This is a genomic window from Pseudomonas marvdashtae, from assembly GCF_014268655.2.
In the GTDB taxonomy this organism is placed as follows: domain Bacteria; phylum Pseudomonadota; class Gammaproteobacteria; order Pseudomonadales; family Pseudomonadaceae; genus Aquipseudomonas; species Aquipseudomonas marvdashtae.
In genome coordinates this window covers 3,582,729-3,600,743 of sequence record NZ_JABWQX020000001.1, presented here as the reverse complement: position 1 = coordinate 3,600,743, position 18,015 = coordinate 3,582,729, and the positions used below count along the sequence as shown (strand labels likewise).

Here is an 18,015-nt window from a genome sequence, read left to right as displayed (position 1 = left end):
CAACCCAGCGGGGATAAATCCCCTCGCCACAGAAGATCTTGCATTACAAAAGAAACAAGCCTGTGACCCGCGGTTTTATCGAATTTTCAGGAGTTGCAAATGGCCAAGAAACCCCGGTCCGCCACCTTTATCAACGACCCGCTCTGGTACAAGGATGCGGTTATCTATCAGGTCCACGTCAAATCCTATTTCGACTCCAACAACGACGGGATCGGTGATTTTCCCGGCCTGATCGAGAAGCTCGACTACATTGCCGACCTGGGCGTCAACACCATCTGGCTGCTGCCGTTCTATCCTTCGCCCCGGCGCGATGACGGCTACGATATCGCCGAGTACCGTGGCGTCAGCCCCGATTACGGCACCATGGCCGACGCGCGGCGCTTCATCGCCGAGGCCCACAAGCGCAACCTGCGGGTGATCACCGAGCTGGTCATCAATCACACCTCCGACCAACACCCCTGGTTCCAGCGAGCACGCAAGGCCAAGCCGGGCTCGAAGGCGCGGGACTTCTACGTCTGGTCCGATGACGATCACAAATACGACGGTACGCGAATCATCTTCCTCGACACCGAGAAGTCCAATTGGACCTGGGACCCGGTCGCCGGCCAGTACTTCTGGCACCGCTTCTATTCGCACCAGCCGGACCTCAATTTCGACAATCCGCAGGTGCTCAAGGCCGTGCTGTCGGTGATGCGCTACTGGCTCGACATGGGCATCGACGGCCTGCGCCTGGATGCGATTCCGTACCTGATCGAGCGCGACGGCACCAACAATGAAAACCTGCCCGAGACCCACGACGTCCTCAAGCTGATCCGCGCCGAAATCGACGCCAATTATCCCGACCGCATGTTGCTGGCCGAGGCCAACCAGTGGCCGGAAGACACCCAGCTGTATTTCGGCGACGTCGATGCCCAGGGCCTGAACGGTGACGAGTGCCACATGGCATTCCACTTCCCGCTGATGCCGCGCATGTACATGGCGCTGGCCCAGGAAGACCGCTTCCCCATCACCGACATCCTGCGCCAGACCCCGGAGATTCCGGCGAATTGCCAGTGGGCGATTTTCTTGCGCAACCACGATGAGCTGACCTTGGAGATGGTCACCGACAAGGAACGCGACTATCTGTGGAATTACTACGCGGCCGACCGCCGGGCGCGAATCAACCTCGGGATTCGCCGGCGCCTGGCGCCGCTGATGGAGCGTGACCGTCGCCGTGTGGAATTGCTCAACAGCCTGCTGCTGTCGATGCCCGGCACGCCGACTTTGTACTACGGCGATGAGATCGGCATGGGCGATAACATCTACCTGGGCGACCGCGATGGCGTGCGCACGCCGATGCAGTGGTCCATCGACCGCAACGGCGGTTTCTCCCGCGCCGACCCGGCGAGCCTGGTGCTGCCGCCGATCATGGACCCGCAATACGGCTACCTGTCGGTGAACGTCGAGACCCAGGCCGGCGACCCCCATTCGTTGCTCAACTGGACCCGTCGCATGCTGGCGGTGCGCAAGCAGTCCAAGGCCTTCGGTCGCGGCACGCTGAAGATGCTCTCGCCAAGCAACCGCCGGATCCTGGCCTATACCCGTGAATACACCGGGCCGGACGGCAAGCATGAAATCATCTTGTGCGTGGCCAACGTATCGCGCAGCGCCCAGGCCGCCGAGCTGGATCTTTCGGCCTATGCCGGCATGGTCCCGGTGGAGATGCTCGGCGGCAATGCCTTCCCGCCCATCGGTCAGCTGAATTTCCTCCTGACCCTGGCGCCGTATGGCTTCTATTGGTTTGCCCTGGCCGGGGAAAACCAGATGCCGAGCTGGCACGTGGAGCCCGCCCAGAGCCTGCCGGATTTCACCACGCTGGTACTGAAAAAACGCCTGGAAGAATTGCTCGAGGCGCCGTCGCGTACCACCCTGGAGCAGGGCATCCTGCCGAACTGGCTGCAGAACCGCCGCTGGTTCTCCGGCAAGGACAGCGCCATCGAGAAAATCGACATCGTCTACGGCGTGCGTTTCGGCGATCCGCAACACCCGGTGCTGCTCAGCGAAATCGATGTCACTAGCGCGGGCCAGACGCTGCGCTATCAGCTGCCCTTCGGTCTGTTGGCCGAGGACCAGGTGGGCCCAGCGCTGCCCCAGCAACTGGCCTTGTCGCGGGTTCGCCGGGGCCGTCAGGTCGGGCTGATCACCGATGCGTTCACCCTCGAAAGCTTCGTGCGCGCGGTGATGCAAGGGATACAGGACAGCACGGTGCTGCCTTGCGCCGATGGCGAGTTGCGTTTCGAACCCACCGAGGGCCTTGCGGCGCTGAACCTGGGTGCCGAGCCTGAGGTGCGTTACTTGTCCGCCGAACAGTCCAACAGTTCGGTGGTGGTGGGCGGCAGCCTGGTGCTCAAGTTGATCCGCAAGGTCGCGTCCGGCGTGCACCCGGAACTGGAGATGAGCGCTTACCTGACCGCTGCGGGGTTCAGCAATATCTCGCCGCTGCTGGGTTCGGTGATTCGTCGCGACGCCCAAGGCGAGGATGCACTGCTGATGATTGCCCAGGGCTACCTGAGCAATCAGGGCGATGCGTGGGAATGGACCCAGAACAACCTTGAACGCGCCTTGCGCGATGAGCTGGCGGACGCCATGTCCGAACAGGAACAACATTACAACGCCCTGGGCGAGTTGAAGGACTTTGCCGGCATGCTCGGCCAGCGCCTGGGAGAAATGCATCGGGTACTCGCCGAGCCCACCGACAACCCGGACTTCGCGCCGCAGGCTACCAGCGCCAAGGAAGCCCAGGCGATTGGCAAGGACGTCGTCGCGCAGGTGGAAAACGCTTTGCGCCTGCTCAAGCAGAACCAGGGCCAATTGAACCCGGCGGATCAGGCGATGGTCGCACGCTTGCTGGAACACAAGAAAACCGTCCTGTCCCACGTCCAGGACCTCGCCGGCAAGGCCGCCGGTGGCTTGCGCATCCGCGTCCATGGCGACCTGCACTTGGGGCAGGTGCTGGTGATCAAGGGCGATGCCTATCTGATCGACTTCGAGGGCGAGCCGGCGCGGCCGTTGCATGAGCGACGTGGCAAGCACAGCCCATACAAGGACGTCAGTGGTGTGCTGCGTTCCTTCGACTACGCGGCGGCGATGGCGATTCAGCTGCACACCGTCGACACCACGGCCGATGCCGATGCGGCGCGCAAACGGGTCGCCGAGCGTTATTTGACTGAGGCCCGCCAGGCATTTGTCCAGGCATATCGGCTGGCGGCAGCTAGTCTTGCCCATGAGTGGAAGGATGCTGAAGGCGAAAACGCCGCGCTGGCGTTGTTCGGCCTGGAGAAGGCGGCCTATGAGGTGGCTTATGAAGCCGAGAATCGCCCCGCCTGGCTGCCCGTGCCGTTGCACGGTCTGTACGGGTTATTGAGTGGGCTGCAACCCTTTTCCGATATTGCCGGACCGATTTAGTGGAGAGAATCATGAGCGTCTCGAACAAGCAATCCCAGGGGCAGGCCAAAGAGTCATTGCTGCCGGCCCCCCATGACATCGACGCGCTGGTGCGCGCCGAGCATCAAGACCCGTTTTCGATCCTGGGGCCCCATGGCGATGGCGCGGGCGGACAATTCATCCGCGCGTACCTGCCCGGCGCACTGAGCGTGCACGTGCTTGCCCGCGACAGCGACGAAGAGCTGGGCGAGTTGCAGGTCACCGAAACCCCGGGCCTTTTCGTCGGCCATTTCGACCGCGCCCAGCCGTACCTGCTGCGCACTCGCTGGGCGGGTGGCGAGCAAGTCGCCGAAGACCCCTACAGCTTCGGCCCGTTGCTGGGGGAAATGGATCTTTACCTGTTCGCCGAAGGCAATCACCGCGACCTCAGTTCCTGCCTCGGTGCGCAACTGACCACAGTCGATGGCATCGACGGCGTGCGCTTCGCCGTCTGGGCGCCGAACGCTCGGCGAGTATCGGTGGTCGGGGATTTCAACGTCTGGGATGGCCGTCGGCACCCGATGCGCATTCGTTATCCGTCCGGTGTGTGGGAAATCTTCATCCCGAGGCTGGGCCCGGGGGAGGGCTACAAATATGAAATCCTCGGCGCCCACGGCATCCTGCCGCTCAAGGCCGACCCGGTGGCACTGGCCACCCAGATGCCGCCGGATACGGCATCCAAAGTCGCCGCGCCACTGAAAGTCGAATGGCGTGACGACGAATGGATGCAAAGTCGCCGTGAACGCCAGCTGCCAGGCGCGCCGTTGTCGATCTACGAATTGCACGCCGGTTCCTGGCAGTGCGAAATCGACGAGGCGGGCGAAGTTGCCCGGCAGTACAACTGGCACGAGCTGGCCGACCGGCTGATTCCCTACGTCAAGGACCTGGGGTTCACCCATATCGAACTGATGCCGATCATGGAGCACCCGTTCGGCGGTTCGTGGGGCTATCAGCCGCTCTCGCAATTTGCGCCGACGGCGCGGTTCGGCTCGCCCGACGATTTCGCTGCGTTCGTCAACGCCTGCCACCAGGCCAATATCGGTGTGATACTCGACTGGGTGCCCGCGCATTTCCCCACAGACACCCACGGCCTGGCCCAATTCGACGGCACTGCGCTGTACGAATACGGCAACCCGCTGGAAGGCTTTCACCAGGACTGGGACACGCTGATCTACAACCTGGGCCGCACCGAAGTGCACGGCTTCATGCTGGCGTCGGCGTTGCATTGGCTCAAGCATTTTCACATTGATGGCCTGCGGGTGGATGCCGTGGCCTCGATGTTGTATCGCGACTATTCACGCAAGGCTGGCGAATGGGTGCCCAATCGCCACGGTGGCCGGGAAAACCTGGAAGCCATCGATTTCCTGCGCCACCTCAACGACGTGGTCGCGCTGGAAACCCCCGGCGCGCTAGTCATCGCCGAGGAGTCCACGGCGTGGCCCGGCGTCAGCCAGAGCACGCAGCAGGGCGGGCTGGGTTTCGCCTACAAATGGAACATGGGCTGGATGCACGACTCACTGCATTACATCCAGCAGGACCCGGTCTACCGCGCCCACCATCACAACGAGCTGAGTTTCGGCCTGGTGTACGCCTGGTCCGAGCGGTTCGTCTTGCCGATTTCCCATGACGAAGTGGTCCACGGCAAACGCTCGCTGATCGACAAGATGCCCGGCGATCGTTGGCAGAAATTCGCCAACCTGCGCGCCTACCTCAGCTTCATGTGGGGCCATCCAGGCAAGAAGTTGTTGTTCATGGGTTGCGAGTTTGGCCAGTGGCGCGAGTGGAACCATGACCAGCAACTGGACTGGTACCTGATGCAATACCCCGAGCACCGTGGGGTGCAGAAGCTGGTGAGCGATCTGAACCGACTCTATCGCGAAGAGCCGGCGCTGCACGACCAGGACGACGCGCCGCAAGGCTTCCAATGGTTGATCGGTGACGATGCGGTCAACAGCGTCTATGCATGGCTGCGCTGGAGCAAGGATGGCCGGCCGGTGCTGGTGGTCGCCAACTTCACCCCGGTGCCGCGGGAGGCTTACCGAGTGGGCGTGCCGTTTGGCGGACGATGGGTAGAGCTGCTCAACAGCGATGCCGACACCTACGCCGGCTCCAACTATGGCAACGGCGGCGGAGCCTCAACCGAGGAAGTCCCGAGCCACGGCCAGGCGCTGTCGCTGGAACTGAATCTGCCGCCGTTGGCGGTGTTGATCCTGCGGCCGGAGGGTTAGTCGTCCGTGTCTGATCATTCCCACGCTCCGCGTGGGAATGCCTCCTGTGACGCTCTGCGTCACGCTTTCGGAACGCGGAGCGTTCCTGGCTGCATTCCCACGCGGAGCGTGTGGAACGATCATTCATCTCAGGCTCAGCGCACCAGGCACGGCTGCTTGTTGTTGAAACTCCAGCCCGGAATCAGATACTGCATCGCCACCGAATCATCCCGCGCCCCGAGTCCCATGCCCTTGTAGAGCTCATGGGCCTTCGCCAACTGGTCCATATCCAGCTCAACCCCCAGCCCCGGTTTCTTCGGCACCTGCACGCAACCGCCCTTGATCTGCAGGGGCGCCTTGGTCAGCCGTTGGCCGTCCTGCCAGATCCAGTGGGTGTCGATGGCAGTGATATCGCCCGGTGCCGCAGCGGCCACGTGGGTGAACATTGCCAAGGAAATATCGAAGTGGTTGTTGGAGTGCGAGCCCCAGGTCAGGCCCCATTCATTGCACATCTGTGCCACCCGGACGGACCCCTGCATCGTCCAGAAATGCGGGTCGGCCAGGGGGATGTCCACTGACTGCAAGGTAATCGCGTGGCCCATTTCACGCCAATCGGTGGCGATCATGTTGGTGGCGGTCTTCAGGCCCGTGGCGCGACGGAACTCAGCCATGACTTCGCGGCCCGAGTAACCGTTCTCGGCACCGCACGGGTCTTCGGCGTACGCCAGCACTTTATGCTGGTCACGGCACAGGCGGATGGCTTCCTTCAATGACCAGGCGCCGTTCGGGTCCAGGGTTATACGCGCTTCGGGAAAACGCTCAGCCAGGCCCGTGACCGCTTCGATTTCTTCATCGCCGCTGAGCACGCCGCCCTTGAGCTTGAAGTCCTGGAAACCGTAATGCGCTTGGGCCGCTTCGGCCAGGCGCACCACCGCATCGGCGTCCAGGGCCTTTTCGTGACGCAGGCGGAACCAGTCGTTATCGGCCTGCGGCTCGCTGCGGTAGGCCAGGTCGGTCTGCTGGCGATCACCGACATAAAACAGATAGCCGAGCATTTTCACTTCGTCGCGCTGCTGGCCTTCGCCGAGCAGGGCGGCGACCGGTACGTCCAGGTGCTGGCCGAGCAGGTCCAACAATGCGGCTTCCAGGCCGGTGACCGCGTGGATGGTGATGCGCAGGTCGAACGTCTGCAAGCCACGGCCACCGGCATCGCGGTCGGCGAAAGCCTGGCGCACGCTGTTGAGGATTTTCTGGTAGGTGCCGATGGGGCTGCCGACCACCAATGAACGGGCGTCTTCGAGGGTCTGGCGAATGCGCTCGCCACCGGGCACTTCGCCCACGCCGGTGCGCCCGGCGTTGTCCTGGAGAATGACGATGTTGCGGGTGAAGAACGGACCATGGGCGCCGCTGAGGTTCAGCAGCATGCCGTCGTGGCCGGCCACCGGCACGACCTGCATGCTGGTGATGATCGGGGCTTTGCTGGTGTCTTGGGTATGCATTGTTATCCCACTCTTTGTTTTTATACGGGCATCGTATGGTTGCGATGTTGATAGACATCATACAACTCGATTTTTTTAGGTGACAAGCGTGCTCTGGTGATCAACAACGATTAATTTTTAGTTTGGTGGTAACTTATTAATTTATAAGATTTAAATTTTTAAGCTTGAGCGAGTGTTTATTTTTTAGGCTCTGGCGGATCCTTTCAATCGCTGACATTATCCAGCTTGTCATACAAGTGCATCATGCGGCGGCCGTCCCGCCACCAGACTGCTCGTTTCAAGGAACAGCAACCATGCAGCAAACCACCGAAGCGCCCTTGCGCAAGCGCACCCATAACCTGGCCCATGACTTGGTGACAAAGTTGAGCCAGAGCATCTTGCTTGGGCAGTTGAAGCCTGGTGAGAAGCTGCCGTCCGAAGGCGCCATCGTGCGGGAGCACGGGGTGAGTCGCACCGTGGTGCGCGAGGCGATTTCCAAGTTGCAGGCGTCGGGGTTGGTGGAAACCCGGCACGGCATCGGCACCTTTGTGCTGGAGCAGACCGGGGAGCAGGGGCTGCGCCTCAACGTCGATACCGCCGCCGGCGTGCGGGGCATTCTGGAATTGCGCCTGGGCTTGGAAACCCAGGCCGCCGCGTTAGCCGCCCAGCGTCGCAGCGAGCAGCAACTGCAGCAGATGCGCCAGGCGCTGGATGACTATCAGCGCTTGCTCAGCAGCAACGATAGCTGTGCCGAAGCCGACCGGCGTTTCCATCTACTGATTGCCGAAGCCACGCAAAACAGCTGCTTTGTCGAGATCATGCAGCACTTGGGCAGTTCGATGATTCCGCGCACGCGGGTCAATGTGGCCGAACGCGGCCAGGCGGACCTGGGCAAGCTGGCGCAGTTGGCGAACTTTGAGCACGAAGCGATTTTCAACGCGATCAGACGCCAGGACCCGGACGCAGCCCGTGCGGCCATGTGGCTGCACCTGACCAACAGCCGCGACCGATTTGGCGCGGGCTCCTGAACATCATCCTTGTTTGATCGTTCCCACGCTCTGCGTGGGAATGCATCCAGTGACGCTCTGCGTCACCTTACAGAAGCGGAACGCGGAGCGTCCCTGGCGACATTCCCACGCAGAGCCTGGGAACGAGCGCACCCAAGGGGCCGCGCCGGTGGTGTTGCCGATGTTTGCGCAGATATCGTGGGTCTGCGCGCGCATCGTTTTGCTCGTTGCGGTTACGCCCGTTCCAGGGCGAGAGCCACGCCTTGGCCGCCGCCGATGCACAGGGTCGCCAGGCCTTTCTTGGCGTCGCGCTTGATCATTTCATGCAATAGCGTCACCAGCACCCTGCAGCCCGAAGCGCCAATCGGGTGGCCCAGGGCGATTGCGCCGCCGTTGACGTTGACCTTGGCCATGTCCCACTCCAGTTCCTTGGCCACGGCCAGCGACTGGGCGGCGAAGGCTTCGTTGGCTTCGATCAGGTCCAGTTGGTCCAGCGTCCAGCCGGCCTTGTCGAGGCAGCGGCGGGTGGCCGAGACCGGGCCGATGCCCATGATGGCCGGGTCGACGCCAGCGTTGGCATAGGCGCTGATTTTCGCCAGCACCGGCAAGCCCAATGCCTTGGCTTTTTCCGCGCTCATCAGGATCACGGCGGCGGCACCGTCGTTCAGCGAGGAGGCATTGCCAGCAGTCACGCTGCCGTCCTTCTTGAAGGCCGGCTTGAGCTTGCCCAGGGATTCGGCAGTGGTGCCGGCGCGCGGTTGTTCGTCAGTGGCGAACGCCACCGGGTCGCCTTTGCGCTGAGGGATGAGGATCGGCGTGATCTCATCGGCAAAGCGGCCACCTTCGATGGCGGCGATGGCTCTCTGCTGGGAGCCGGCGGCGAAAGCGTCCTGGTCCTCGCGGCTGATGCCGTACTTGTCCACCAGGTTCTCGGCGGTGATGCCCATGTGGTAATCGTTGAACGCGTCCCACAGGCCGTCGGTGATCATGCTGTCGATCATCTTCGCATGGCCCATGCGCAGGCCGGTGCGAGCGGCTGGCAGGACGTAGGGAGCCAGGCTCATGTTTTCCATGCCGCCGGCAATAATGACCTCGGCATCGCCGCAGCGAATCGCCTGGGCGCCGAGATGCAACGCCTTGAGGCCCGAGCCGCAGACCTTGTTCAGGGTCAGGGCCGGCACCGCGTGAGGCAGGCCGGCGAGGATCGATGCCTGGCGTGCCGGGTTTTGCCCGGAACCTGCGGTCAGGACTTGGCCAAGAATCACTTCATCGACCTGTTCGCCGGACAAGCCGGTCTGTTCCAGCAGGCGGCGAATCACCGCCGCGCCGAGTTCCGGCGCGGGAATGGAAGCCAGCGAACCCTGGAAGCTGCCGATGGCGGTGCGGGTTGCGGCGACAATCACGACTTCTTGCATCGAATCTCTCCTCACTGGGCAGCGAACTGCATTTCCGGCACGTGGTCCGGCACGATCAATTTGCCGGCGGTCTTGGCGACGATTTCCTCGACGCTGACGCCTGGAGCACGTTCTTTCAGGATGAAGGCGCCGTCCTGGATTTCCAGGTAGGCGAGGTCGGTCAGCACGCGCTTGATGCAACCGGCGCCGGTCAGCGGCAGGCTGCAGCGGGGCAGCAGTTTCGACTCGCCGTCCTTGGACGCGTGGGTCATGGTGACAATGATGTTCTCGGCACCGGCGACCAGGTCCATCGCGCCGCCCATGCCCTTGACGAGTTTGCCGGGGATCATCCACGAGGCAATATTGCCTTCGACGTCCACCTCGAAAGCGCCGAGCACGGTCAGGTCGATGTGGCCGCCACGGATCATCGCGAAGGACTCGGCGGAAGAGAAGATCGACGCGCCGATGCGCGCGGTGACGGTCTGCTTGCCGGCGTTGATCATGTCGGCATCGACTTCAGCTTCGGTGGGAAACGCGCCCATGCCGAGCAAGCCGTTTTCCGATTGCAGCATGACTTCCATGCCTTCGGGGATGTAGTTGGCGACCAGGGTCGGAATGCCGATGCCGAGGTTCACGTAGTAGCCGTCCTGCATTTCGCGGGCGACGCGTTGAGCCATTTGTTCGCGGGAAAGTGCCATGGTGTTATTCCTTCATTCGGGCCGGGGACGGGGGATCACTTGCGCACGGTGCGCTGTTCGATGCGCTTTTCGAACGTGCCGCAAATGACCCGGTCGACGTAGATGCCAGGGGTGTGGATCTGCGCCGGGTCCAGCTCACCGGGTTCGACGATTTCCTCGACTTCCACCACGGTGATCTTGCCCGCCGTGGCGGCCAGCGGATTGAAGTTCTGGGCGGTGTGACGATAGATCACGTTGCCGAAATGGTCGGCTTTCCAGCCTTTGACGATGGCGAAATCGCCGGTGATGGATTCCTCCATCAGGTACTGGCGGCCATGGAATTCACGCACTTCCTTGCCTTCGGCCACGGGCGTGCCGACGCCGGTGGCGGTGAAAAACGCCGGGATGCCTGCGCCACCGGCGCGCATTTTTTCGGCGAGGGTGCCTTGGGGAGTGAGCACGACTTCGATTTCGCCGCTGAGCAGTTGCTGCTCGAACAAGGCGTTTTCGCCCACATAGGAAGCCACGACCTTGCGGATCTGCCGGTCTACGAGCAGCACGCCGAGGCCGAAACCGTCGACGCCGCAGTTGTTGGATACCACGGTGAGGTCCCGGGTGCCTTTGCGCTTGATCTCGGCGATCAGGTTTTCCGGGATACCGCACAGGCCGAAGCCGCCGGCAATGACGGTCATGCCGTCCGTCAAGCCTTCCAGCGCTTCCTCATAAGAGCTCACGCGTTTGTCGAAACCTGCCATAGACACCTCTTTTATTCTTGAATGGGGTCGCAATGAATGCAGTGTTGCGCCAAGTCATATATTTGTTAAGTTGATTTTTAAGTGGGATTGATTGATAAAACTCACCAATCATCCTCCGAGCCTGACGCCATGACCCTCAAGCAAATCCGCGCATTCCTCGCCGTGGCCCAGAGCCTGAGCTTCGCCGTGGCGTGCGAGCGGCTGCATCTTTCCCAATCGGCCTTGAGCTTGACCATCAAGGCGCTGGAAGAGGGGCTTGGTGGTCGTTTGTTCAGTCGCAATACCCGTAATGTCGCGTTGACGCCGGAAGGCGAATCGCTGCTGCCCTTGGCCCGTCGATTGATCGCCGACTGGGACAACGCCGAAGACGAGATGCGCCAGCGCTTCACCTTGCAGCGCGGTCGCGTGACATTGGCGGCGATGCCGTCCTTTGCCGGCAACCTGCTGCCGCCGATCCTGAAGACCTTCCGCGCCCGGTTCCCGAATGTCAATGTCACGGTCAACGACGTGATCAACGAGCAGGTGCTGGAAATGGTTCGTGATCGTCACGTGGAACTGGGCGTGGCATTCGAGCCGCTGCAGAGTTCGTCGCTGGTATTCACGCCGTTGTACCTCGATCGTTTCGTTGCGGTGGTGCCGTTGGATTCGCCCTTGGCCCAGCGCGCCGAGATCGATTGGCAAGCGTTGCTGGAGCATCCGTTCATTACCCTGCAACGACCGTCCACCGTGCGGGTCATGCTCGAAGAGCACCTTCAGGCCCGGGGGATGAAACTGCCGGTGGAGTTCGAGAGCCATCAGTTGGCGACCGTTGGGCGGATGGTTGCCAGCGGCTTGGGCGTAAGCGCCGTGCCGGCCTTGTGCGTCGGCCAGATGCAGGAACTGGGCGCGCGCTGCATCACGCTTAGCGATCCGGTGATAGAGCGGGCCATCGGCGTGCTGACCAAGCCGGGGTATGAGCTGTCGGCGGCCGCCCAGGCGTTGTTCGATACGTTCAAGGATCAGGACTTGGCTGCTCGGCTGTCGGCGCGATAGATCGCCAGCCGTCGTCAGATCAGCAAGGGCAACAGTTGCTCACAGGGCGCCTCGACCTTGAGGTCCAGCAGGTCATCGGCGCGGGTCTTGCCCCGATTGATCGCCAGCAGCGGCTTGCCTTGTTCCTTGATTGCCCGGCACAGGCGAAACGCCGAATACGCCATCAACGAAGAACCCACCACCAACAATCCATCCGCTTGTTCGACAGCTTCGGTGGCGCGGGTCGCCGTGGCGGCGGCGACGTTTTCGCCAAAGAAAACCACATCGGGTTTCAAACGCTCGCCGTCGCAATGAGGGCAGCGGGGAATCTGGAAGCGCGCTTCGAATGCCGGATCCAACAAGGTGTCGCCGTCGGGTGCCTGCACCGCATCGACGCCGGCCAGGTAAGGGTTTTGTGCCTCCATCAATAATTGTATCCGCTGCCGCTCGCTCCGCTGGCTGCAATCCAGGCACAGCACCCGGTGCAGGTTGCCGTGCAGCTCGATGACCTGCTGGCTGCCGGCCTGGTCGTGCAGGGCGTCGACATTTTGGGTAATCAGGCCACTGATGCGTTCTTTTCCCTGCAACGCCGCCAAAGCTTCGTGGGCCTGGTTCGGCCGGGCTTGACGCATGCGCGGCCAGCCCAGCATCGCCCGCGCCCAATAGCGCCGCCGTGCCTCGGGCCTGGCGAGGAACTCCTGATACATCATCGGCTGACGGCCCCGTCGCACGCCGTCGCTGTCGCGGTAATCGGGAATGCCGGAGGGGGTGCTGATGCCCGCGCCGGTCAACACCAGGAAGCGGCGTCCGGCCATGTATGCCTGAAGCTGTTCGATAGGGTCACGGTGAAGATCGTCGGGCATTTGCATTCTCCGCAGGGCTTGAATCTTGAGGTTAGCATCGGGCTCGCTGTGCGCCTTTCGTCGCCCTCCCTGGGTCTTTCTTCAAACTTTCCCGGCGCGCGGAACATCCACCTTATGTGCGGTATTTCGATTTTTTCGCACAACGGTGCGCTATGGATACTGAATAAGGAGAACGCAATGGCAACCCCTAAAGACAACCTGCTGGATTGGCTCAACGACGCTCACGCCATGGAACAGCAAGCGGAGAAAATGCTCAAGGCCCAGGCCGAGCGCCTGGAACATTACCCGGTACTCAAGGCGCGGATCGAACAGCACATCGAAGAGACCCTCGGGCAGCAGAAGCTGGTTGAGCAATGCATCCAGCGCCTGGGCGGCAGCCCTTCGATGCTCAAGGACATGGCCGGCAAGCTGATGGCGTTCGGCCAAGCCATGGGCGGCATGGCGATGAGTGACGAAGTGGTCAAGGGCGCCATGAGCGGCTACGTATTCGAGAACCTGGAAATCGCTTCCTACACGGTACTGATCGAGGCGGCGAAAGTAGCTGGCGATGTGGAGACTCAGCGGGCCTGCGAGCAGATCCTGCCCCAGGAGATCGCCATGGCCGAATGGCTGCGCGATCACTTGCCGGAAATCACCCAGGCGTTTCTCGAGCGTTCGGCCAATCCGCATACCGAAGCCAAGCGCTGAATTGAGTGCAATGCAAGCGGCGCGGCCAGGCCTGTTCCGGCCGCGCCAGACCTGCCGTCAAACGCAAAGAGGACAGGTATGAAGCAGACCACCGGTGAGGTAAGAGCCATCAATCGACAGAGCGCGAGGGTGGGTGTCTATGTGGCACAGGAGGACGCCCATACCGTCCTCGAGCTGGGACCGGCCAATGATGTCGATATCGGCGATGTCATGGAGTGGGACAGCGGAACGGCCATTGGCACCCAGACTTATCGCAACCGGACCAAGGGTTGGACCGACGACGTGTACGTGGCAAAGCACGGCGTGGCGGCGGCGAACCTCGAGGTCCAATTGCTGGTGGGATCCTGACGACCCGGACCCCAGGAGGACGAGCATGAGTGAATTACGTTGTGGTTGCCCCGGCTGCCATTGCGATGTAGATCCGGAGCGGGTGTTCAATCACGACGGCGAGGCCTATTGCAGCCAGGCCTGCGCTGAACAACACCCCAACGGCGAACCGTGTCCGGCGTCGGATTGCCATTGCGAGCGCAGTGGCAAGGTCGGCGAAAGGGACATCACCAACAATCAACTGGATGAAGCGCTGGAGGAAACCTTCCCGGCCAGTGACCCGATCTCACCCTGAACATAGCTATATCCGGGTATCGGCGACAGGGTACCCGGACACCGCAAGCCGGTCAGTGCGGTGGTGCAAGACAACACCGGCAGCCCGCGAGTTTTGGCTTCCTGGAACGGCGCGAGGCCAGGGTGACGAGACCGGTGCAATGGGGTGCCGGCGCCACTCGGCCCTTGGCGGACAGCGTGGAAAGACACGCACTGTTTTGCAATCGGACACTGTTCATCTCAGCGCGGTGGTTCTTTTGATGAACGGCGGTAAAGATAATTTATCAATAGCCGCTTGTTTGATAGCGCTTAGGAATAGTCCCGATGACGGCAAATTAATTGCAGACTAAAAGTTTGGTTGAGCTTGACCGTTCGTCGCCACTTGAAGAACTTTATTCAAACCTTGGACGTGTCAGGTTTTCCGAATAATACGAGCCAACGAGGTTCGCAAATAGCAACTAACGAGGTGAATGAAATGGCAAACACAGGTAATAACAACCCTGGCAATTTCGCTAACGATCGTGAAAAAGCGTCGGAAGCTGGCAAGAAAGGCGGACAAGCATCGGGTGGCAACTTCGCCAACGATCCAGAACGCGCAGCTGAAGCCGGCCGCAAGGGTGGCCATGTGTCCGGTGGCAATTTCGCCAACGATCCGGAACGTGCCGCAGAAGCCGGTCGCAAAGGCGGGCAGGCTTCGGGCGGGAACTTTGCCAATGACCCTGAGCGGGCCTCTGAAGCCGGCAAGAAAGGCGGGCAGGCGTCGGGCGGCAATTTTGCCAACGACCGGGAAAAAGCCTCCGAAGCGGGTAAGAAAGGCGGCGAAAACAGCCACGGTGGCGGTCGTAAATCGTAATATCCCGTGGTCTTCAGGTCTCATGCCATTGGCATGGGACCTGTTCCAGCCGCAACAATAAAGCGTTAATCGAGTCGGGCATGATATGCCCGGCTTCGTTGATTTGTTCCTGTCGAAATACCGACAATCCTATATAGACTGCAACTACCGTTCGTCTTTTGTCTCGAATAAAAAATAAATTTTATCCGTGTAACTTCTTCTGACTTTCATGAGCCTGCCGTCGGCAGTGTTACTCATGACCTGCGTCCTGACCGAGGAGTTTAATCATGTTCATACATAACAAACGACTGCAATATACCGTGCGTGTCGCTGAGCCTAATCCAGGGCTCGCCAATCTGTTGCTTGAGCAGTTTGGTGGTGCCCAAGGTGAACTCGCGGCCGCATCGCGTTATTTCACCCAAGCCTTGTCCGAGGACGATCCGGGTCGCAAGGACTTGCTGATGGACATCGCCACCGAAGAACTCAGCCACCTCGAGGTGATCGGCTCGATCATCGTGATGCTGAACAAGGGGGCCAAGGGCAAGATGGCCGAGGGCGTCGAGAAGGAAGGCCAGCTGTACCGCGAGATTCACGGTGCCGGCAATGACTCGCACATTACCAGTGTCCTGTATGGCGCCGGTTCGCCGCTGACCAATTCGGCTGGGGTGCCTTGGACCGCCGCCTATATCGATACGATTGGCGAACCGACGGCGGACATGCGTTCCAATATCGCTGCCGAGGCCCGGGCGAAAATCGTTTATGAGCGGTTGATGAACGTCACCGACGACCCTGGCGTGAAAGAGGCCCTGGGTTTTTTGATGACCCGCGAAATCGCCCACCAGTTGTCGTTCGAAAAAGCCCTGCACGCTATCCAGCCCAACTTCCCACAAGGTAAATTGCCTGGCATGCCGGAGTTCACCAATGTGTACTTCAATATGTCCCAGGGTGAACCTTCGGTACGCGGTCCCTGGAACCAGGGCGACGATTGGGAGTTTGTCGAGAACCCAACGCCGGCAGTCGACGGTGGCGATGGCCTGGCGAGCGTGCAGCTGAGCGAAAAAGACGAGGCGTTGCTGATGGACATGAAGGCGCGGACGATGTCCAACCCTGAAAGCGACCCTACGACGGGTGCCGACTTGGGCTCGGGAATGCAAAGTGACAAACTGTAGGACGCCGGCGAGGGGGCGTGCCCCCTCGCCTGAAATCATTGCCTGACCGTTGCGCCTTGGTGCACGGCGGTTGGGCGCCGCACGGCTAAATCGACAAGGACATTTGATGGACCAGCCCACCTCCCGGATCCGATCGCCCTGGCGTACCTGGCTTGATCCTGTGCAAAACAACTTGTTCCTGGGGCTGGCTTTCTGGCTGGGCTTGGCGCTGGTCGCCGCGCTGCTGCTCTATAGCGGCTATAACGCGTTGGTCGGCGCCGACCGCCAGAACCTCGGGTACGCGGCGCTGGGCGGTACGTCCGGGTTTGCCGCCACGGCCTTGGGCGCGCTGATGGCGGTGGTGCTGCGCGATATCTCGTCGCGGACCCAGGACATCATGCTGGGGTTCGCCGCGGGCATGATGTTGGCCGCCAGCTCGTTCTCGCTGATCTTGCCGGGCATTGACGCCGCGCAGACCATTCTCGGCAATCAGTTGCTCGCCGCCCTTGTCGTCGTGATCGGGCTCGGGCTGGGCGTCGCGCTGATGGTCGGCCTCGATCGCTTCGTGCCTCATGAACATGAGTTGAGTGGGCGGCGAGGGCCCGAAGCCAAGCGTATCAACCGGGTCTGGCTGTTTGTCTTGGCGATCACCTTGCACAATCTACCGGAAGGCATGGCAATCGGCGTCAGCTTTGCCAACGGTGACCTGAAGGTGGGTCTGCCCCTGACCACCGCCATCGCCATCCAGGACATTCCCGAAGGGCTGGCGATTGCCATGGCGTTGCGCGTCACCGGCATCAGTACCCTGCGTGCCGCGCTCATCGCGGTCGGCTCGGGATTGATGGAGCCGCTGGGCGCGGTGATCGGCCTGGGCATGTCGTCCGGCGTGGCGTTGGCTTATCCCATCAGCCTGGGGCTGGCGGCGGGGGCGATGATCTTCGTGGTGTCCCACGAAGTCATTCCCGAAACCCACCGCAATGGTCACGAGACGCCAGCGACCCTTGGCTTGATGATGGGGTTCGCGGTGATGATGTTCCTCGACACGGCGCTGGGCTGAAAACGCGCTCGCAACCCTCCGTCCAGGCGCGCACGGATTTTGTTGAACATCCGCAATTTCCTCCGGGTCAGTGTTGATGACAGGTGAAGCGCGCTTCACCTCTTCAATCGAGAGGCGCCAGACGCGGCGCCTTCTGTGACCGGAGGATACTGAGATGGCCAGAACATCAGTCACCGACCTGTTCATTCACGAACTGTCCGACGTCTACAGCGCTGAAAAGCAGATCACTCGCGCCTTGCCGCGCATGGCCCGGGCCACTACCAACCCGCTGTTGGCACAAGCCTTCAACGATCACCTGGAAGAAACCCAAGGTCAGATCGAGCGCATCGACACCCTCGTCGAGGTGGCGGGCATCAAGCTCAAGCGCATGAAGTGCGTCGCCATGGAAGGGTTGGTGGAAGAGTCCAAGGAACTGATCGAGGAAATCGAGAAGGGCGCGGTGCTCGATGCGGGGCTGATTGGCGCGGCGCAAAAAGTCGAACACTATGAAATCGCCAGCTACGGCACGCTGATCGCCATGGCCAAGCATCTGAACCTGGGCAACGAAGTGGTCGGCTTGCTATTGGCGACCCTCGAAGAAGAAAAAGCCACCGACGAGAAACTTTCGAAAATTGCCGAGCAGGGTGGCAATCAGGCGGCGACGATGGAGTCTTGAGTTCGCACTGACGAGCTCCCGGGTTCGGCGTTGGATCGGGCATTGGTGTTCACCTCCAATGCCTTTTTTATAAGCGAAACCCAGCCAAACGGCCCCACCGACCGCACAGCGTCCGGGATTAAAACTCAGTGGAACTACGCTTCCACACACTCCGTCATTTGTTCTGAGAGGCACGTATTCGG

The 18,015-nt window shown here is 61.3% G+C and carries 16 protein-coding genes and 1 pseudogene; 12 read left to right on the top strand and 5 right to left on the bottom strand.

Translation table 11 applies throughout. From position 1 onward, the window contains the following. Window positions 1-99: 99 nt before the first annotated feature. Together treS and glgB are read left to right on the top strand one after the other, a co-directional pair. Entirely contained in the window at window positions 100-3,444 is a 3,345-nt protein-coding gene (gene treS / locus HU742_RS16140; RefSeq protein ID WP_186643229.1) for a maltose alpha-D-glucosyltransferase, read from the top strand. Between the two features lie 11 nt (window positions 3,445-3,455). Continuing rightward, window positions 3,456-5,690: a 1,4-alpha-glucan branching protein GlgB gene (gene glgB, locus HU742_RS16135; protein WP_186643230.1), complete on the top strand. Its 2,235-nt coding sequence runs from the start codon at window positions 3,456-3,458 to the stop codon at window positions 5,688-5,690. Between the two features lie 134 nt (window positions 5,691-5,824). Here the strand turns inward: glgB and gudD are convergent, their stop codons facing one another. After that, the gene (gene gudD / locus HU742_RS16130; protein WP_186643231.1) at window positions 5,825-7,168 is read right to left on the bottom strand and encodes a glucarate dehydratase; all 1,344 of its coding nucleotides are present in this window, start codon (window positions 7,166-7,168) and stop codon (window positions 5,825-5,827) included. Window positions 7,169-7,461: 293 nt separating this feature from the next. On the opposite strand from gudD, the gene HU742_RS16125 reads away from it, so the two are divergent. Continuing rightward, window positions 7,462-8,175, top strand: coding sequence for a FadR/GntR family transcriptional regulator (locus HU742_RS16125; protein ID WP_186643232.1), 714 nt, complete (start codon window positions 7,462-7,464; stop codon window positions 8,173-8,175). A gap of 212 nt (window positions 8,176-8,387) precedes the next feature. On the opposite strand, the gene HU742_RS16120 is transcribed toward HU742_RS16125, so the two are convergent. From HU742_RS16120 to HU742_RS16110, 3 genes are read right to left on the bottom strand one after another with little or no spacing between them, the layout of a single operon-like run. Next, a complete protein-coding gene (locus HU742_RS16120; RefSeq protein ID WP_186640318.1) occupies window positions 8,388-9,569 on the bottom strand; it encodes an acetyl-CoA C-acetyltransferase in 1,182 nt (393 codons plus the stop codon). An 11-nt stretch (window positions 9,570-9,580) separates the two neighbouring features. Then, complete coding sequence (locus HU742_RS16115) at window positions 9,581-10,246, bottom strand: CoA transferase subunit B (protein WP_003180355.1); 666 nt, start codon at window positions 10,244-10,246, stop codon at window positions 9,581-9,583. A gap of 35 nt (window positions 10,247-10,281) precedes the next feature. After that, window positions 10,282-10,980 carry a CoA transferase subunit A gene (locus HU742_RS16110; protein WP_186609672.1) on the bottom strand — a complete coding sequence of 233 codons (699 nt, stop codon included), beginning with the start codon at window positions 10,978-10,980 and terminating at the stop codon, window positions 10,282-10,284. Between the two features lie 129 nt (window positions 10,981-11,109). On the opposite strand from HU742_RS16110, the gene HU742_RS16105 reads away from it, so the two are divergent. Beyond that, window positions 11,110-12,012, top strand: coding sequence for a LysR family transcriptional regulator (locus HU742_RS16105; protein ID WP_186643233.1), 903 nt, complete (start codon window positions 11,110-11,112; stop codon window positions 12,010-12,012). Between the two features lie 14 nt (window positions 12,013-12,026). On the opposite strand, the gene HU742_RS16100 is transcribed toward HU742_RS16105, so the two are convergent. After that, window positions 12,027-12,854, bottom strand: a complete 828-nt coding sequence (locus HU742_RS16100; RefSeq protein WP_186643234.1) for an NAD-dependent protein deacetylase — start codon at window positions 12,852-12,854, stop codon at window positions 12,027-12,029. 177 nt (window positions 12,855-13,031) lie between these two features. On the opposite strand from HU742_RS16100, the gene HU742_RS16095 reads away from it, so the two are divergent. From HU742_RS16095 to HU742_RS16065, 8 genes and pseudogenes are all read left to right on the top strand, one after another. Continuing rightward, window positions 13,032-13,541 carry a ferritin-like domain-containing protein gene (locus HU742_RS16095; protein ID WP_186643235.1) on the top strand — a complete coding sequence of 170 codons (510 nt, stop codon included), beginning with the start codon at window positions 13,032-13,034 and terminating at the stop codon, window positions 13,539-13,541. A 78-nt stretch (window positions 13,542-13,619) separates the two neighbouring features. Beyond that, window positions 13,620-13,889 carry a hypothetical protein gene (locus tag HU742_RS16090; protein WP_186643236.1) on the top strand — a complete coding sequence of 90 codons (270 nt, stop codon included), beginning with the start codon at window positions 13,620-13,622 and terminating at the stop codon, window positions 13,887-13,889. Between the two features lie 25 nt (window positions 13,890-13,914). Further along, window positions 13,915-14,163 carry a metallothionein gene (locus tag HU742_RS16085; protein WP_186640328.1) on the top strand — a complete coding sequence of 83 codons (249 nt, stop codon included), beginning with the start codon at window positions 13,915-13,917 and terminating at the stop codon, window positions 14,161-14,163. A 453-nt stretch (window positions 14,164-14,616) separates the two neighbouring features. Continuing rightward, window positions 14,617-14,769, top strand: a pseudogene (locus tag HU742_RS26975) (con-10 family general stress protein); the annotation flags it as partial. Continuing rightward, on the top strand, window positions 14,767-14,994 hold the full coding sequence (locus HU742_RS26970; protein WP_346656878.1) for a con-10 family general stress protein: 228 nt from the start codon (window positions 14,767-14,769) through the stop codon (window positions 14,992-14,994). The pseudogene HU742_RS26975 and the gene HU742_RS26970, both read left to right, overlap by 3 nt. Before the next feature lie 266 nt (window positions 14,995-15,260). After that, entirely contained in the window at window positions 15,261-16,142 is an 882-nt protein-coding gene (locus tag HU742_RS16075) for a manganese catalase family protein (protein WP_186640330.1), read from the top strand. A gap of 106 nt (window positions 16,143-16,248) precedes the next feature. Next, window positions 16,249-17,178, top strand: a complete 930-nt coding sequence (locus tag HU742_RS16070; RefSeq protein ID WP_186640332.1) for a ZIP family metal transporter — start codon at window positions 16,249-16,251, stop codon at window positions 17,176-17,178. Between the two features lie 154 nt (window positions 17,179-17,332). Next, the gene (locus HU742_RS16065) at window positions 17,333-17,833 is read left to right on the top strand and encodes a YciE/YciF ferroxidase family protein (protein ID WP_186609664.1); all 501 of its coding nucleotides are present in this window, start codon (window positions 17,333-17,335) and stop codon (window positions 17,831-17,833) included. Window positions 17,834-18,015: the final 182 nt, after the last annotated feature.

Coding starts and splice junctions, on each gene's coding strand:
- HU742_RS16085 (WP_186640328.1), top strand. CDS start 13,915: ATGAGTGAATTACGTTGTGGTTGCCCCGGCTGCCATTGCGATGTAGAT.
- HU742_RS16075 (WP_186640330.1), top strand. CDS start 15,261: ATGTTCATACATAACAAACGACTGCAATATACCGTGCGTGTCGCTGAG.
- HU742_RS16065 (WP_186609664.1), top strand. CDS start 17,333: ATGGCCAGAACATCAGTCACCGACCTGTTCATTCACGAACTGTCCGAC.
- treS (WP_186643229.1), top strand. CDS start 100: ATGGCCAAGAAACCCCGGTCCGCCACCTTTATCAACGACCCGCTCTGG.
- HU742_RS16125 (WP_186643232.1), top strand. CDS start 7,462: ATGCAGCAAACCACCGAAGCGCCCTTGCGCAAGCGCACCCATAACCTG.
- HU742_RS16095 (WP_186643235.1), top strand. CDS start 13,032: ATGGCAACCCCTAAAGACAACCTGCTGGATTGGCTCAACGACGCTCAC.
- gudD (WP_186643231.1), bottom strand. CDS start 7,168: ATGCATACCCAAGACACCAGCAAAGCCCCGATCATCACCAGCATGCAG.
- glgB (WP_186643230.1), top strand. CDS start 3,456: ATGAGCGTCTCGAACAAGCAATCCCAGGGGCAGGCCAAAGAGTCATTG.
- HU742_RS16120 (WP_186640318.1), bottom strand. CDS start 9,569: ATGCAAGAAGTCGTGATTGTCGCCGCAACCCGCACCGCCATCGGCAGC.
- HU742_RS16090 (WP_186643236.1), top strand. CDS start 13,620: ATGAAGCAGACCACCGGTGAGGTAAGAGCCATCAATCGACAGAGCGCG.
- HU742_RS16105 (WP_186643233.1), top strand. CDS start 11,110: ATGACCCTCAAGCAAATCCGCGCATTCCTCGCCGTGGCCCAGAGCCTG.
- HU742_RS16110 (WP_186609672.1), bottom strand. CDS start 10,980: ATGGCAGGTTTCGACAAACGCGTGAGCTCTTATGAGGAAGCGCTGGAA.
- HU742_RS16100 (WP_186643234.1), bottom strand. CDS start 12,854: ATGCCCGACGATCTTCACCGTGACCCTATCGAACAGCTTCAGGCATAC.
- HU742_RS16070 (WP_186640332.1), top strand. CDS start 16,249: ATGGACCAGCCCACCTCCCGGATCCGATCGCCCTGGCGTACCTGGCTT.
- HU742_RS16115 (WP_003180355.1), bottom strand. CDS start 10,246: ATGGCACTTTCCCGCGAACAAATGGCTCAACGCGTCGCCCGCGAAATG.